Annotated in this window: 14 protein-coding genes; 5 read left to right on the forward strand and 9 right to left on the reverse strand. The window is 70.2% G+C overall.

Translation table 11 applies throughout. The features are described from left to right. Positions 1 to 239: 239 nt before the first annotated feature. Both dapF and J7F03_RS02830 read right to left on the reverse strand, forming a co-directional pair. Positions 240 to 1253, reverse strand: coding sequence for a diaminopimelate epimerase (gene dapF, locus J7F03_RS02825; RefSeq protein WP_214947016.1), 1014 nt, complete (start codon positions 1251 to 1253; stop codon positions 240 to 242). Further along, complete coding sequence (locus J7F03_RS02830) at positions 1250 to 1489, reverse strand: hypothetical protein (protein WP_214947017.1); 240 nt, start codon at positions 1487 to 1489, stop codon at positions 1250 to 1252. Before J7F03_RS02830 ends, dapF begins: the two co-directional genes overlap by 4 nt. Before the next feature lie 136 nt (positions 1490 to 1625). On the opposite strand from J7F03_RS02830, the gene J7F03_RS02835 reads away from it, so the two are divergent. The 3 genes from J7F03_RS02835 (at position 1626) to J7F03_RS02845 (ending at position 4613) form a co-directional block, all read left to right on the forward strand. After that, positions 1626 to 2378 carry a GntR family transcriptional regulator gene (locus J7F03_RS02835; protein ID WP_214947018.1) on the forward strand — a complete coding sequence of 251 codons (753 nt, stop codon included), beginning with the start codon at positions 1626 to 1628 and terminating at the stop codon, positions 2376 to 2378. A 138-nt stretch (positions 2379 to 2516) separates the two neighbouring features. Continuing rightward, on the forward strand, positions 2517 to 3422 hold the full coding sequence (locus J7F03_RS02840) for a hypothetical protein (protein ID WP_214947019.1): 906 nt from the start codon (positions 2517 to 2519) through the stop codon (positions 3420 to 3422). Between the two features lie 162 nt (positions 3423 to 3584). Next, the gene (locus J7F03_RS02845) at positions 3585 to 4613 is read left to right on the forward strand and encodes a fatty acid desaturase (RefSeq protein WP_214947020.1); all 1029 of its coding nucleotides are present in this window, start codon (positions 3585 to 3587) and stop codon (positions 4611 to 4613) included. 285 nt (positions 4614 to 4898) lie between these two features. On the opposite strand, the gene J7F03_RS02850 is transcribed toward J7F03_RS02845, so the two are convergent. From J7F03_RS02850 to J7F03_RS02875, 6 genes are all read right to left on the reverse strand, one after another. Beyond that, a complete protein-coding gene (locus J7F03_RS02850) occupies positions 4899 to 5603 on the reverse strand; it encodes a hypothetical protein (RefSeq protein WP_214947021.1) in 705 nt (234 codons plus the stop codon). Beyond that, positions 5596 to 5898: a hypothetical protein gene (locus J7F03_RS02855; protein ID WP_214947022.1), complete on the reverse strand. Its 303-nt coding sequence runs from the start codon at positions 5896 to 5898 to the stop codon at positions 5596 to 5598. Before J7F03_RS02855 ends, J7F03_RS02850 begins: the two co-directional genes overlap by 8 nt. 291 nt (positions 5899 to 6189) lie before the next feature. Beyond that, positions 6190 to 8028, reverse strand: a complete 1839-nt coding sequence (locus J7F03_RS02860) for an ABC transporter ATP-binding protein (RefSeq protein ID WP_251071332.1) — start codon at positions 8026 to 8028, stop codon at positions 6190 to 6192. A 221-nt stretch (positions 8029 to 8249) separates the two neighbouring features. Beyond that, on the reverse strand, positions 8250 to 8960 hold the full coding sequence (locus J7F03_RS41875) for a lasso peptide biosynthesis B2 protein (protein WP_214947024.1): 711 nt from the start codon (positions 8958 to 8960) through the stop codon (positions 8250 to 8252). Continuing rightward, the gene (locus tag J7F03_RS02870; protein WP_214947025.1) at positions 8957 to 10804 is read right to left on the reverse strand and encodes an asparagine synthase-related protein; all 1848 of its coding nucleotides are present in this window, start codon (positions 10802 to 10804) and stop codon (positions 8957 to 8959) included. Before J7F03_RS02870 ends, J7F03_RS41875 begins: the two co-directional genes overlap by 4 nt. A gap of 129 nt (positions 10805 to 10933) precedes the next feature. Beyond that, entirely contained in the window at positions 10934 to 11197 is a 264-nt protein-coding gene (locus tag J7F03_RS02875) for a lasso RiPP family leader peptide-containing protein (protein WP_214947026.1), read from the reverse strand. Positions 11198 to 11428: 231 nt separating this feature from the next. Between J7F03_RS02875 and J7F03_RS02880 the strand changes: the two genes are divergently transcribed. Continuing rightward, positions 11429 to 12832 (forward strand): transcriptional regulator, encoded by a 1404-nt coding sequence (locus tag J7F03_RS02880; protein WP_214947027.1) that lies wholly within the window; start codon positions 11429 to 11431, stop codon positions 12830 to 12832. Positions 12833 to 12877: 45 nt separating this feature from the next. On the opposite strand, the gene J7F03_RS42240 is transcribed toward J7F03_RS02880, so the two are convergent. Continuing rightward, positions 12878 to 13654: a PQQ-binding-like beta-propeller repeat protein gene (locus J7F03_RS42240; RefSeq protein ID WP_214947028.1), complete on the reverse strand. Its 777-nt coding sequence runs from the start codon at positions 13652 to 13654 to the stop codon at positions 12878 to 12880. Between the two features lie 1217 nt (positions 13655 to 14871). On the opposite strand from J7F03_RS42240, the gene J7F03_RS02890 reads away from it, so the two are divergent. Then, positions 14872 to 15270, forward strand: coding sequence for a secreted protein/lipoprotein (locus J7F03_RS02890; RefSeq protein WP_308378965.1), 399 nt, complete (start codon positions 14872 to 14874; stop codon positions 15268 to 15270). Positions 15271 to 15407 lie beyond the last annotated feature (137 nt).

A 15407-nucleotide genomic window follows, 5' to 3' on the forward strand; every position in this document is an offset into this window, starting at 1 on the left:
GCTGAGATGTGAAGTTGGCGAAGCCTAGGTGGCTCCGAGGGGCTCGATGTTATCCAGGGCAGTCGGGAGCTCTGGTCCGCCACCAGTCGGACGGATGTATCCGCGCCGGGTGGTGCGGGAGGTTCCTGTGTGCGTGGGTAGGTCCTCGCGGACCACGGCCATGAGGCGCCCCTCGGTGCCGGAGGGAATGTCGCGGACGAGGCGGCCAATCAGCGGGTGTGCCTCGTGCCCGTCGCTTTTCATCCGTCCGTCTCTGTGTCGTCGGGGTTGTCGCTGCCGATCAGCCGGTTGAGGCCGCGGTCGGCCCGCGCGAGCAGGGCGGGTGTGGGTACCCCGTACGCAGGCTGCTGCAGGCCCCATTCGCCTTCTGCGAGGGTGTTCGGCCAGGCTGAGTGGAGGCGGACGGTTCCCTGGGCCGTGAGGTAGGCGGGGCCGGTCAGGGTCATGTTCCCGTCGGCGGCGACGTCGACCATCAGACGGCCTCCGGGAGCGTCCACGGCGTAGCGGACCGGGCCCCGGGGTCCGGGCGTGCGGGGGAGGGCAGCGGCCACCGCGGCGCAGGCCCCGGTCCCGCAGGACGGTGTTTCGCCCACGCCGCGCTCGTGCACACGGAGCGCCAGGTGCCGGGAGCCGAGGTCTCGGACGAATTCGACCGTCACGCCGTACGGGTAGGCGCTTGCTGGGGAGACCACGGGTGCGGTGGCGAGGGTGCCGGCGTGGTCGAGGTTGTCGACGAACGCGACGGCGTGCGGGTTGCCCATGTCGACATGGGCCCCGGACCAGCGCCGCGCGCCGACGGTTACGGCGATCCGCGCCGGTCCGGGAAAGATTGGGATGCCCATGGAGACGCTGACGTCGCCCCGGTGTGCATCGCCGCCGGTGGGAACGTGGAGGTGTCGCACGCCGGCTCGGGTGGCGAGGGTAAGGGGGCCGCCCTGGTGGCGTCCGGTGGCGACGAGGTGCTGGGCAAGGACGCGGGCGCCGTTGCCGCACATCGCGCCGAGGGAGCCGTCGGCGTTGCGGTAGTCCATGAACCACTCGGCATGGCCGGCCATGGCGAAGGCCTCCACGTCGGCGGTGCAGCGGACCAGGCGCAGGACGCCGTCCGCTCCTATGCCGCGGCGGCGGTCGCAGAGCTCGACGATGTCGGCCGTGGTGAGGTCGAGGAGGCCGTCAGGATCATCCAGGACGACGAAGTCGTTCCCGCTGCCGTGGCCTTTGGCGAAGGGGACGCTGATCGGGATGGCGGTCATGGGCGGGGTGTCTCCAACTCGATGGACAGCCAGACGGTGCTGGTGCCGGCCGCGGTGGTGGTCAGGCCGTAGAAGGTGCCGGTCTCCAGGACCGCGAGCAGGCTCTGCCAGTCCTCGGCCGGGACGCGGGAGGTGTCGGCGTGGATGGTCATCACGCCGTCGTGCTCGGCGGTGTCGGGTGCCTGGCCGGTGAGTTCGGTCAGAGCCTCTATGGCCGTGGTGCCTAATTCGCGCACTGCCCCTCACCCCGAACTCTCGGATCTCACGGATAGCACTTCTAGTCCACTAGTTTTGAACTAGTGGACTAGATTGTCAAACGATTCGGGAAGATCCCTGACCGGCAGTCAGCACGCGACGGACGACGGAGAAGGCATGGCCGACACGACTGGTGCCCCCTACCTGGTGGTCGCCGCCGCCTTCCGGGCGCTCATCACCAGCGGCGAGTGGGCCGTCGACTCCCGCCTTCCCTCGCGTATCTCCCTCGGCGAGCAGTACGGCGTCGGGGAGAACGTCATCCGCCGCGCCCAGGAACTGCTCATCACCGAGGGCCTCCTGGAGGGCCGCCCGGGGGCCGGCACGTACGTCCGCGCCCCGCTGGAGCGGCTGCGCATGCTTCGCTGCCCGGCCCCCGGACACCCCAGCGCCCCGCTCGCCCCAGCCGGCATCTCCACCTGGGACGCGCAGAGCACCGCGAAAGTCCAGGCCCCCGACGCCATCGCCGAACGGCTGCGGATCAAGCCGGGCGCACTGTGTGTGCGCACGGCGTACGAGTTCCTCGACCAGGACCGGCGCCCAGTGATGAGCAGCACCAGCTGGGAGCCGATGGCCATCACCGGCAAGAGCGCGGTGGTGCTGCCCGACGGCGGGCCGCTCGGCGGCCGCAGCGTCGTGGACCGGATGGCGCACCTGGGTATCGCCGTGGTCCGCGCGGTGGAGCGGGTGCGGCCGATCGAAATCGACCGGGACCAGGCCCAGCAGCTCGGGGTGGCCACCGGGACCCTCGCGACGCTGATCGAGCGGACCTATCTGGACGACGGCGACCGCCCCGTGGAGACCGCGGACATCGTCATCCCCGCCGACCGGTGGGACGTCGACTACGACATCGCACTGGTCAGTGGCGCCTGAGCCGGTTCCCGGCCGGTGATCGCGCCGAACGGGCCGATAACCACCACGAATCCCCCGGTTCCGTGAGCTCGCGGCCAAGGCCTCGGGAATCATGAAGCCTTGGCCCAAGGCGGGCCGTTGTAGGGGGAGGAACCGAAAATGTCCCAAGCGCAGCCAAGCCCGCTTGGCAGGGTCAGCGCCGTACTGAATTCGCCCGCGCTCAGCGCGGTCGTCACCGTCGTCGGATTCGCCGCTCCGGTGGTCGGCTGGGCTATGGACCGCGTCAACCTCAAGGTGCTTCTGGTCGTCCAGGCCGTGCTGATCCTGATCCTGGCAGTCGGCCACTACTGGACGCAAAAGACGTACATCCAGCTGCGCCGGGTCACTAACCTGAAGGCCATGGACAACGCCGAGTACTACAACCAGGTCCGTACCGGTCTCGAAGCCGAACTCATCTCGAATTACAACGAGATCGCCGACGGGCACCTTCGCGTCTTCTCCTCCGACGTGCCACGGTTCAGCGCGCTCCTGGTGAACACCGTCACCGCGTCCCAGGCCCAGCCGCAGCGGATCCTCGCCGCAGACCTGACGACCGACCCGACCCTGCTGACCGGACGGCGTGAGTACATCTCCGCCAACCGCCGGTTCACCGAGGCCGGCGGCACCATCAACAGGGTCTTCATCGTCTTCGCGACGGATCTGGCCAAGGCGGACTTCGCCCGTTCCCTGCTCGACCTCGTCGGGCAGCACCGCGACCTGGGCGTCACCTGCGGGCTCGCCGTTCGGGACCGGCTGCGCGCCGAGCAGGCCATCGACGCCGCCATCTTCGCCGATGCCGCCGCGCTCGTCGAAGAGGAGCAGGGAGACGTCGACTACCAGCGCGGCCGCTCCAGCGTGCACTTCAAAGGCATCGGCCGCTGGACCAGCCGCTTTGAGTCCGTGTGGGGCCACGGCGCGGACTCCGCCCCACGGACCCTGCAGGCGTACGAGGCGGTCGCCCGCCCGCAACTTGACGCCGGCACCTGGGAACAGAGCCGCATCGACTCGGCCGTCGCCGGTTTGTAGAAGAACTTCCACCAAAGGAGGCGGCCCACCTAACCGGTGGGCCGCCTCTTTCACGTCCCGAAGACGGATATTCACCCACCCCCACCATAACTAGTCCACTAGATGTACGGTGTGTGATTATCGGGTGGGAACGGCCTGCCCTGCTCGCCACGGGATCGCCGCATGCTGCTCGCCTTATCCCTGATCGCCGCCGGAATCCTGCTGCGCCAGCCCGACCGTCTCCGCTTTGGCCGGGGCCGGCCCCACGCCGCGGACGCGGCGCAGCTCATAGCCCTCCAGCGCGCCCGGGCCAACAACTGGACCCCCACCGTCCTGGTCGTCGGACAGTGGGTGCAGATAGCCGGGTACTGGATGCTCGCCGAGCACGGCCTGTTGGGCGCCGTGGTCGCGATGGCCGGAGTCGCCGTCCAGCTCCGGCATCTCCAGGAGATCAGCCACCACGCCGTGCACGGGGTGCTGGCCCGCACCCGCCGCGCCAACGACGTCCTGGCCGCGCTCGGCGCGCACTACCCACTAGGCCTGGCCCCCGTCGCGGTACGCCGACGTCGTCACGTCCGCGACCACCACCCTGCGGCCACCCTGTCCAGCGACCCCAACCTGGCTGAGCTCTCCCAGGCCGGCATGCGACCGGGGGTCGAGCGCTACCGCTTCGCCGCCGCCCTGCTCTTCCCCGCTACCGCGCGCGGCATTGCCGTCACGGCCTCCACTCTGGCGGCCAACCTGCGGCCACAGCCCGGCCGGTATGCAGCAGGTCCCGCCGTCGCCCTGGTCCTGGCAGCCGCGTACGCGACCGGCGGCTGGACGGCCGTCCTCGCCGGGGTGCTCGTCCCGCGCCTGCTGCTCTACCCCCTACTGGCCTGGGCCTCACTGCTCGTCGAGCACACCTGGTTCGACGCCGACCACCGCACCGGCACCCCCGCCGAGATCGAAGCCGGCCGCTGCCTGCGCCTCTACCCGCACAATCGCGCCCTCGCGATGCTCGCCGCCGCGACCTGGCTCCCCTACGGGGACCTCCACCACTACGCGCACTCCGCCCACCCCGGCCTGCGCTGGAACTACCTCCCTGCCCTCGAACGCCACCTCCCGCCCCCGCACTTCACGCCCCAGGGCCTGCTCATCGGCCCCGACTCGGTCACCGGCCGCCACCGCGCGGCCCTGGAGTCGGCAACGGCTCTCCCGGTCACCACGTAGCCGTACCGGAGAAGGGCAGCGGCCCCGCACCCCGTGGAGGGGGTGCGGGGCCGCTGCCCTTTCGTTGAACCTGGTTCGCCGCGCGGCGGTCCGTGACACGCCTGGGGTTGGAGCCGACGCCGGCGAAGGTTGAGGGGGTGCGGTCGAAGGCGAAGCGCCTGGTGGAACGCGGGTGGCTGGTCCAGGAGGCGTCGGGGATGTTCAGGCCCGGCTGCGGGACCGTGGCCGGGCAGGCGGCGGCTCATTCACGTGATCATCGACCACTGGACTGGAGGCTACCCTGCCCTACGTAACCGACTCCAGATTCACCCAAGAGATAGTGGCGGATGATTCCGTGCTCAACCGGAAGTCGTAGTCATCCACCTCGGGAGCAGAGACCATGAGCCTGAACCCCACAATGAATGCGACGAATTCGCCTTGAGCGATGGGGTTCGAGGGTGCATACCTGAAGGTGAATGCGCTGGGGAACGCCAAGAGCGTCCTGTCCCACCGATTCATGTTGAGACCGGTGTCCTCCGTGCTGCTGCCGACCAATCTCCGCATGCTTGCCTTGTTCTGCGGGCCAAGATCGATGTTCCAGAATTCAAGGACCGGTCTTTGTGGATTCGGCGTCAGATCTCGGACTTCAGGATGCAGCACCTGGGCGAACGGATGCAGCCCGGCATAGACTTCGTGCGACGACCAACCCCACTCGTTGTGCCGACTGCCGAAGGCTCGCAGACTCAGTGTCCCGAATTGAACTCTCAGCAGCAGGGGGCTGGGTCCTGGGGACTGCACAAGGAAAGCCCAGGATGACTCCACGCCGCCATACGCGTGGTCATCATCTCCGGGGTCTTTCACTGTGATCGCGCATGTCAGGTACGTCGAACCGCCGGAGGACTGGCCGAAGGCTTCTTGCTCCGTCGTCGAGTTCGACGAGTTTCCCGGAACCGCCACGGGGCCGTCGCTGACGCGAAAAAGCTGGGGTCCGGATATGGTCATTTCACTCATGATGCCGCCGCTCCACCCTCTCGATGACCGAACGAGCCGCAAGCCCGATGCGTGCGCGGCGTCCAACGAGTTCCGGATCGGGTGACGGAGGTTTGGTGAAGAACTCGCCTATAGGGTGGGCGTTACGCAACACAAAAATGGATTTCGGGCGCTTCTGGTGAAGCTCGGCCAGCTCGAATTCCGCCGCCTTGACAAGAGCGTCATCAGCCGTCCGCATGTCGGCAATCCTTTTGGCCAGGATCTCCGCCAGCTTCGGATCCTGTTCCGCCACCATCGAAATAAAGTCGGACATCACCGCATCACTCCTTCCGTAGAGGTAGCCCGGAGGCCGCTGGCGCTGACTCAATTCCATCCTGGCAGGGCGGGCGCCTTCCCGCCTCACAGCCCACCCCGCCGCCTACACGGACGGCCTGGAGCACGACACCCGAACGTGAAGCCCCTGAGTCTGCAGCGCAGCCCTGGTCAGCTCCCCGTCATACCCTGGACGGTACGGAGCCCCCCGTGTCCCTCTCCGAAAGACCGCAAGAGATCGATAACGACGGCTGCGGGCTGTAGCAAATGCGCAGCGAGCCCTGGATTTGCGCATTCATTGCGCATCCTCAGCCGCCATTGCGCATCGACTCGCGGATCCTAGACTGGTGTGGGTGTGGGTATAGGCACTGGCCTGGGTGGTCCACATGGCGGCGTACTCGCCACCGGCGGCCAGGAGGCTGTTGTGGTCGCCTTCTTCGAGGACCCGGCCGTGGTCGAGGACGATGATGCGGTCGGCGTGCTGGGTGGAGCCGAGGCGGTGGGTGATGAGGATGACGGTTCGGTCGGCGGCGAGTTCGCGGATGCGGTCGTAGGCGGCCTGTTCGGCTCGGGGGTCGAGGGCGCTGGTGGGCTCATCGCAGATCAGGAGGGGTGCGTGCTTGCGGGCATAGGCGCGGGCGGCCGCGATCCGCTGCCACTGGCCGCCGGAGAGGTCCCGGCCGCCGGACTGGGAGGGGCGGATGTGTGTGTTGAGGCCGTCGGGGAGTGAGTCGATGACCTCGGTGGCGCCTGCGGCGTGGGCGGCGGCGAGGACGGCGTCGTCGCTCTGGTCGCCTTGGCCCAGGCTGATGTTCTCGCGGACGGTGGCCTGCCAGCGGGCGATGTCCTGGGGCAGCATCGCAAGGCGAGAGAACAGCTGGTCGGGGTCGACGGTGGTGAGGTCGGTGGTGTCCCAGCTGACGGTGCCGCTGGTGGGGGCGTAGAGCCCCGCGAGGAGTTTGGCCAGGGTGGATTTTCCGGCGCCGTTGTGGCCGACGATGGCGAGGATCTCGCCGCGGCGGACCGTCAGGGAGATATCGGTGAGGACGGGGGCGGTAGCGCCCTCGTACGCGAAGGTGACCTTCTGGGCGCGGATGACCGCCGGGTTCGCGGGGACCGGCGCGGGGGCGGCCGGGAGGGTCGTGCGGGCCTTGGCATCGGTGAGGAAACTAGCCCAGTCCTCTAGGTAGAGGCCCATGCGGTAGGTGGTGGTCAGGCCGGTGGCCATGCCCGTCAGCAGCATGCGGCTGGTCTGGACGGCGATGAGGGCGGTCGCGGCGTCGGCGGTGGGGATCCGGCCGTGGACGGCCAGCCAGAGCAGGGCGCCGTAGACGAGCAGGGTGGCGATGCCGGCGAGGGTGTCGCCGGTGAGCTGGCGGCGGGCGGTGTCGGCGCCGATGCGGGCGGTGTGGTCCTCCAGGCGGCGGCTGACGGCCTGGTACTGGTCGAGGAGCCAGGGCCGCATGGTGCCGGCGCGGACGTCGAGGGCGGTGCTGCGTCCGGCGGCCAGGTACATGAGGATGTGGCGGGTACGGCGGTCGCCGACGGCGTGCCGGTCGGCGTGGTGGGCGGCCTGGGCGGCTCGGGCGGCGGCCCAGGCACGGGGCAGGACCGCGAGGACCAGCAAGGGCAGCAGCAGCGGGTCCAGGGCGGCCAGAATCCCAGCGGCGGCGGTGATGCCGAGCGCGGCGCCGGTGAGCGCGACGAGAGATTCGACGATGGTGTGGGCGTCCTTGGCGGCGCGGTTGGCGGCCTCGCCGTGGTCGCACCAGGCGGTGTCGTCGTAGGCGGCGAGTGGGACGCGGGTGGCGGCGTCGAGGTAGGCGAGCTCGGCGCGGCCGTCGACGCGGGGGCCCAGGCGGGCGGTGGTCGCGACGGTCGCGGCGGAGGCCAGGGAGCGGGCGGCAGCGACGGCGGCCAAGGCGAGCAGGGCGAGTTCGGCGCGGTCGAGGCGTTCCAGCGGGGCTCCGGCGGCGAACAGGGCCGCGAGCGCGGTCCGGGTGAGGTGCAGGGCCACGGCCGTGAGGGCGCCAGTGGCGAGCTGGAGTCCCACCAGGCGCAGCAGCGCGGTGCGGTCGGCCCGCCAGGCCAGGGACAGCGTGATCCGCATCAGGCGGGGCAGGGTGCGGGCCATCGTGAGCAAGCCGTCGGTGCGGTCCTCGTGGCGTTCGCTGGCGAGCGTCCATGCGGGGAGCGGTTCGGGGGCCGGTCGCCGTCGGCGGCGAAGGCGGTTTCCGAGCCGCTCCCCGAGAGGGGCGCGGGGGTGCGGAGTGGTCGGGGTGCGGTGTTGTGTGTCTGTCACATCTGGCGCAACGCGTCACTCATACGGGTGGATACGCAAACACCCCTGGTCCATCACCCGTTCGAATTGCTGACCGTGAGGACGGGCAGGTACGGCCAGAGGCGGTCGTGGTCGTCCTGCCCGAGCACGTGGCCGTCGGCCTCAATCCAGGCGTGGGCGCCGCGCGGGGTGAAGCGGGCCCCCAGCACCCAGTGGACGCGGTGGCCAGTGAGGGCAGCGGCCAGATGGCAGGCCAGGGACTCCTCCAGGCAGGCGACACGGCCCGGCCACCAGGTCCCGGCGGCACGGACGGCGCAGAGGATGCCTTCGGCGTCGTGGACGCGGGCCGGGCGGCCGGGCAGGCGGGTTGCGGCGCGGGCGACGGTGACGACGTGCCGGATCGGCAGGGCCCGCAGGAGCAGCAGGGCCGCGGCCAGGCCGATGCCTGCGGTGACACGGTCCCGGAGGGTGGTCCGGGCGGTGGGGGTGCAGAGGACCGTCGGTGGCGGGCCGGGCCGAGCGTGGTGCACGGGGCGCCCGGCGCGAAGGTGGTCGAGGTCGGCGGCGGCGCGGGTGAGGTCGGCCCGAACCCGGTCGGGGTCGGCGCCGGTGGCGGCCCACCGTGCGGTGGCGCCCTCGATGGCGGCGGCCCGCTCGGGTGCGGAGGCCGGCAGGTCGAGGAGGGCTGCGGCGATGGGGTCCAGGAGGGTCCACCGGCCGGTCGCGAGGTCGAGGAGGGCCGCGCCGGCGGGGCCGCGGGCGGCGTGGAGGCGGGGCTCGGTCATCGGCTGCTCTCCCGGATCGGAGTCGGCTCCCACCAAGCCTCGGAGCCGGTCGGGAGGTTCGTCAGCCACAGCTCGGCGGCGACCAGGGCGTGAACGCTCCCGAGGTCGGCGGGGGAGCCGTGGATCGTGTGGTCCAGGGAGGCCAGGACGGCGGCGGGGTCGATGAGACCGGCGTCAGCCAGGGCCGAGCCAGCCAGGAGGCCGCGCAGGGCGGGGGCGTTGACGCGCAGACCGTCGTAGACGCCGTTGAACGGCGTCTTGGTGCGGCGGGCCAGGACCGGGGCGTGGACGAGACCCGTGAGAGCTGCGCGGGCCAAGGGCTTGAAGTCACCGGGGCGGCGCCGTTCCCAGGCGGGGACGGCCTGGCAGATGTCGACTATCCGGGTGTCGAGGAACGGCGCGTACACGGGCAGGTCCCACAAGGTGCGGGTGAGGGTGTCCAGGCCGGAGTACTCGGTCCCGGTGGCCTCCAGCGCGAGGCGCTCGCGTAGTTCGCCGGGGCCGACGGTGGGGTCGGCGGTGGCGGCGCGGGTCCCGATCAGGTCGGCGAGGGCGGTGCGGCCGGTCGTCGTGAGCCAGCGCGCGGCGGACAGCCGTCCGCACCAGCGGGCCGCGTCGGCGGCGTCGGGCAGCGCGCTCGGGGCGGGGCCGGTCAGGACGGTGTCGGCGAGGTCGGCCAGCGCTCGGGGGTGGGTGCCGCGTCCGGCCGCGGTGACGGCGCGCAGGATGGGGTGGGCGGCGGCGCGGCGGTCCCGCGCGAGCCGGTAGGCGTCGCGGAGGGCGACGACGCGGTCGCCGGACCGGTAGCGGTCGGCCGGTGACGCAAACGCGTCCAGGACGTTGTCGCCGCCCCAGCCGGTGAGGTGCCCGGTGCTGCCCGCGGTGACGGCGGGGGCAAGCTGTGCGCCGAGGATGGCGAGCATGCCCACGCTGAGGGTGGGGGCGTCGCTGAAGGGGACGTTGGCGGGCTCGTCGAGCCGGTCGAAGTGCCGGCTGCCGACGTGGCGGCCGTCGACCAGGTGCCGGGTGATGCCCGGGTGGGCGGCGGCGATCTCGGCCGCGTACCGGGTGTCGTCCTGGTCGGCCATCGCGGCGTCCACGTAGGTGACGGCGGTGAGGTCGGTGTGGGCGGCGGCCAGGCAGGTGATCGAGCTGGAGTCGACACCGCCGGACAGATCCGCCGAGACCGGCTGGCCGGACAGGGCACGGCGGCCGACCGCGAGCGGCAGTTCGTGGCGCAGTGCGTCGGCGGCGTCAGCGAACGAGCGCCGGCCTGGGGCGGGGAGCCGCTCGATCGAGGGCGAGGCGTCGGGGGCGAGGGTCAGCACCGCTCCTGGCGGGACCCGGTGGATGCCGCCGAACCAGCCGTCGGTGCCTGGCTCCACGCCCCAGGTGGTGAACTCGGCCAGCAGACGGACAACATCCGGGACGGCGCCAGCGAGGGCGGCGAGAGCGGCGGCGGACGTCGACCAGGTCACCGCCCCGGCGGCATCGGCGACCCAGTGGACCTGGACGGTGGCGGCCCGGTCTCCGGTGATCCGTATGGTGCGGCCGACCCGGACGATCCCCATGTAGGAGCCGTGCAGCTGGGTGACGGCGTGCCAGTAGCCGCGCACCGCAGCGTCGGCGGCATCCCGGACCTCGTCCACGGTGGCCAGGCAGTCGCCGACGAGGATCACCTCCGCGGTGCCGTCCCTGGACAGCGCCCGCTGTACTTCGTGGGGGCCGTGGTCGACGGTCCAGGCGCGCAGGGTGCCGTCGTCGTGGATTTCGTGTCCGCCGCGCGGGCGCGGGCCGGTGGTGGGCGGGGGCGTGTGGGTGACCGTGCCTGCGACGTACCTCATGTCGGGGCTCTCCCTCTCGGTGAGACGTTCCGGAAAAGGCGAACGCGCGCCCGGAACGGGCCAGCCCGTCAGGGCTGGCCGTCCCGGGCGCGCGTTCACCCGAGGTGGCGCCGGACGGCGCCGGGCGGGTCAGCCCTGGTAGTACATGGTGTGGTCGGGGTTGTTGAACCCGCCGCTGCCCAGGGTGACCTCGGAGACGGTGCCGAGGTCGGTGACCTCGGGGGTGGTGAAGACCTCGGAGGTGGCGATGGTCTGGACGGCCTGGATCTCGGTGTTCTCCATGACGGACTCCTTCGTGTAGGGCTGTCGGATCAGGTCCTCCAAGGCCGGCACGATGAACTGGGCGTCGGCCTTGAAGTAGATCGGGAGGTCGAACGCCCCTCCGCCGTGCACTCGGCGTCGTGCTGCCGGGCTGGGAACAGTTGACCCCCTCCACGTGCTGCGTCTCCACGGCGAACCCCGTTGCGCTTGCCTGCGTTCCGAGAAAGCGGCAGTGCTGCGGTGTCGCTGCGAATCGCTGCGAACAGCCGTGGACCAGGCTGTAGTTCGTGCCGCTGGGCGTAGCCTGGAATCGCACCTTTGACCATTCCCGCAGTTCTCACTTACTCGGATCAGGTGGACACGGTGGCGCAGCTGGGAGCACGGCCGAACGAGGCCCTCGCGCACTGGGTGCGCATCTCTGGAGCCAGCTACAGCCGGATCGCGACGGAAGTCGGCCGGGTGGCGGCCCGGCACGGGCGCCACGACATCCAGCCCGACAGCTCGCGCGTCTCCCGATGGATCAACAAGGGGGAACGGCCCCGCCACCCCGTCTCCGCGTTCCTCGCCGAGGCCATGAGCAGCCTGTGCCATGGGCGCACGCTCGCCCCGGCTGATCTGGGCCTGGCCTCCGCCGGACCGCCGCCCTGGGGAGGAGAGGCGTGGTCCGCGCTTACGGTCGTGGCCGCCATACTCGACACCACCCGGAGCGATGCCGTGACCGACGACCGCACCCCGTCCCGCGCGCGCCACCTATCCGGCGCCGCCCTGGTCAACGCCGTCCAGCCCTGGCTGCACCTGCACGACCTCGAACCCCTGCCCGCCCCCGAACGGTCCGGAACCCGGCTTGGCCTGTCGGACGTGGCACGGATCGAGGCGACCACCGACGCGTTCCGCGAACTGGACAACGCACACGGCGGCGGCTTGTCCCGTCTCGCGGTCGTCGGTCAGCTTCAGCACGTCACCCGCCTGACCCGCACCGGTATCTACACCGAGGAGACGGGTCGCGCCCTGTTCGTCGCGATCGCGGAACTCGCTTCCGTCGCCGGATGGATGACCCACGACGCCGGCGCGCACGCCGATGCCCAGAACTACCTCCTCCTCGGGCTTCAGGCCGCCAAGCAGGCTGGCCGTGACGGCGCCGGGATCGGCGGGCACCTGTTGAACTGCCTCGCCCGGCAGGCCAACCACCTGGGGCGCACCGACGACGCCCTTGAGCTCGTCCAGGCCGCCCAGTACGGCACCCGCAAACTGCCCCCGGGCCGGCTGCGGGCCCTGCTGTGCTCGCTCGAAGCGCGCTCTCACGCGGCCCTCGGGCACATCGACGAGATGACCCGCGCCACCGGTGCCGCCGAGCAGGCCCTCGCCGACGAGGACGCCACAACGACTCCCGGCTGGGCCGCCTGGTTCGACCTCGCCGAATTCCGCGTCACCGCCGGCGTGTGCGAGTTCGAAGCCGCCGAGCACGCACCCGACCGAATCGGCAACGCCATCACCCTGATCGAGCGGGGCACCGCCAACCGGCCCGCCGACCGGGTCCGCAGCCGAGCCTTCGACCAGATAGCCCTGGCCCGCGCCCACGTCCGCGCCGACGAGCCCGAAGCCGCCGACACCGCGACCGCCGCGGCCCTGAACCTGATGGGCACCATCACCTCCACCCGCGTCGGCGACCGCCTACGGGAACTGGACACCGAACTCGGGACCGCCCCGGGAGGGACGGTCACGGCTGACAGCCGCGCACGCATCCGTGCCGCGCTCCAACCCCTCTGAATACCGCGTCTCCCCAACCTCTGCCTGATGGCAGCGGCCACGTCGTTAGCCCGTCGCCTTGCGGAAGGTCACTTCTCCGTTCGAAAGCGCGAGGCCCGAGTATTGATCGACTTCGAAGGGGGCGTTCTCCTCGGCTGATGCAGAGCGGTCCTGACCCGTCTGTCCGTCGAGGACCACGGAGCCGTTTGAGCTTCTGCCGTACACAGCGCCGTGCCAGAACGCTGTCACCCGTGGGATCAGCCGTCCGGATCCGTCCGGCAGCTGCCACAACTTCTGCAGCGAGGCGTTGAAGACGACGATGCTGTTGGTCCTCCCGCCACCGGTCTCAAGCGCGCACAGCACGAGAGACCGCTCGTCGTAGCGGCAGTTCCACGACCCGGGCAGCTTCTCCGGGCTGTCGGCTGCCGCCCGGACGGCGCCTGTTGCGACATCGAGGATCGTCAGCTTCGAGTCGCTGCTCGTGGCTACCAGCCCTGGGCCGGCGGATGATGCGGGCAGAGGGCCTTTACCCTTCAGCGCCGTCCAGCGAGGCTGCCCTGTGTCCACCGCGAAGCCGGAGATCTGGCCTTGCATCACATCCGTGGACTGGGACCCTGCGACCACACCGTCCGCCAAAGTGACGGCCCGGAAGCCGGGCTGCTTCCAGCGCACGCTGCTGTCCTGCCGGTTCAGGATGTAGGTCGCGTTCGACGCCACCACCACGACGTTGTCCTTGTCGGTGGCGACGACCTGCGGCGCACGGATCTCGCTGAGAGCCACCGGGCCGCCCGACACCGGCTGGAACTCGGCCGTCCAGACGGTCTTGCCGGTGGCCGAGTCCACGGCGAGTACCTCAATGAGGTGGCGTGAGGGCGTCGTCCCCTGTGCCGTGACCGTCCTGTCGAACGCTCCGAACACGGTCGCGCTTCCGTCGGCGGGTGTCACCAGCGGAGCGGTCCGTTCGTTGCCGAAGCCGCCCAGCTCCGGGGTGTTCTTCGTGTCCGCCTGCCATCGCGCCGTTCCGGTCCCGGTGTCGACTGCCTTCAAGCCGCTCTCGGCCGCGATGTATGCGGTGCCGTCGGCCAGGGTCACGGCGGGTCGGCTCGCATCGCCGCTGCTGGTGCTCGGCTGTCGCGCGTCCGTCAGACCATCAGGGCCTCCTCCCGAGCCGTCGAATCGCAGAGGCGGGTCGAAGGCAGCGCGGGCGGGCGGCTTCGTGGCCGGGGAAGCCGTCTGCTGACTCACGTTCTTGCCTGATTCGCCGGGGCCGTCACTCGCGCAGCCTGCGAGCAACCAGCTGGCTGCGACGAGACTGGCCGTCGAGGCGACGAACCTTCTGGAACCCCTGTGAGACCGCATTGCTCCCCCGACGTGGCTGGCTACTCGAATTGATCAACCATAGCGGTGTGATCGCAGAGCCTGAGTTTGCCTGGGATCGGCGAAACACTGTTGCCGCTCAAGAGTCTCAGCGGAGTTGATCGCTGGGTGCAGCTCAGAAGGTTGCGCTGCTTTCCGGCCATTGATGTCCCGAACATGGCTGCCTGATGACAGGAATCAGAAGTGCTGATTAGTCGACTCGTGCTGCACATGGCGTGCAGCGGGATGCGTCCCCGTCCCGCTCGGCGGACTTCGTGAACTGAATTCCGGTCCACACGTCCCGCAGCACGAGAATGTGCCGATTTACTCCCTTCGCAAGCCCCTGAACTCCACTTACTCCTTCCACTGTTGGCCAAACATTGCGTAACGTATGGCAACAGTCTGGTCGCGTGTGACGGTAGCGATCCGCATCGGCCCATCGCCCAGAAGGCCTCGCCGTCACAGTGGAAATCGTTATGGATGGGGGAGGCACAGTGGCGCATATCGCTCAACGTGAACGGAACAGGCTTCAACGTGTAAAGCACGCCCGAGCGTTCCCTCTGCTCCTTGTCGCGTGTGCGCTCGTCACCTCTGCTTGCACATCGCCGGGGGATACAGACGGCAAGAAGAGCGAACCTTCACAGGCCAGCCGGTCCGCCTCGCCTACCCAGACCACAGATCCCGCGGAGGCCGCCAAGGCTGAAGTGCAGCAGGTCTACGGCATGTACTGGAAGGAGATGGCGAAGCTCTACGCCGATCCCTCCGGAACGGGTGCGAACCTCAAGCAGTACGCCGCGTCCACGGCCCTGGACAGCGCTGAAACCGACGCCAAGCGGGCCCACGGCCAGAACCTGATCTACACCGGGGACGTCGTCGTGGGATCCCCGACGGTGACGCAGATCAACCTCGACCAGAAGGTCCCCAGCGCTTCGCTCACCACGTGCCTGGACATCTCGCAGTGGCAAGTCCTTGACGCCGGGACCAAGGAGCCGGTGCCCCTGCCGTCCAGCCGGCTCACGAAGTACGTGATCACCTCTGTGGTGGAGCGCTGGCCGGAGGGCTGGCGGGTCATCCGTGACGAACCCCAGGGCCGTCCGTGCTGACCCGCTTGGGGCGAAACGCGGCGACCGCCGTGTTCGTCGCGGCCAGCCTGACCGCCCCTGCGGCCACGGCCGCCACTCCCCCACCGCCTACTACCGGGACTACCCCGTGCGGCATCTTCGTCTGTGTAGGGGTGGAG

Source organism: Streptomyces sp. ISL-43, from assembly GCF_018614195.1.
GTDB lineage: Bacteria > Actinomycetota > Actinomycetes > Streptomycetales > Streptomycetaceae > Streptomyces.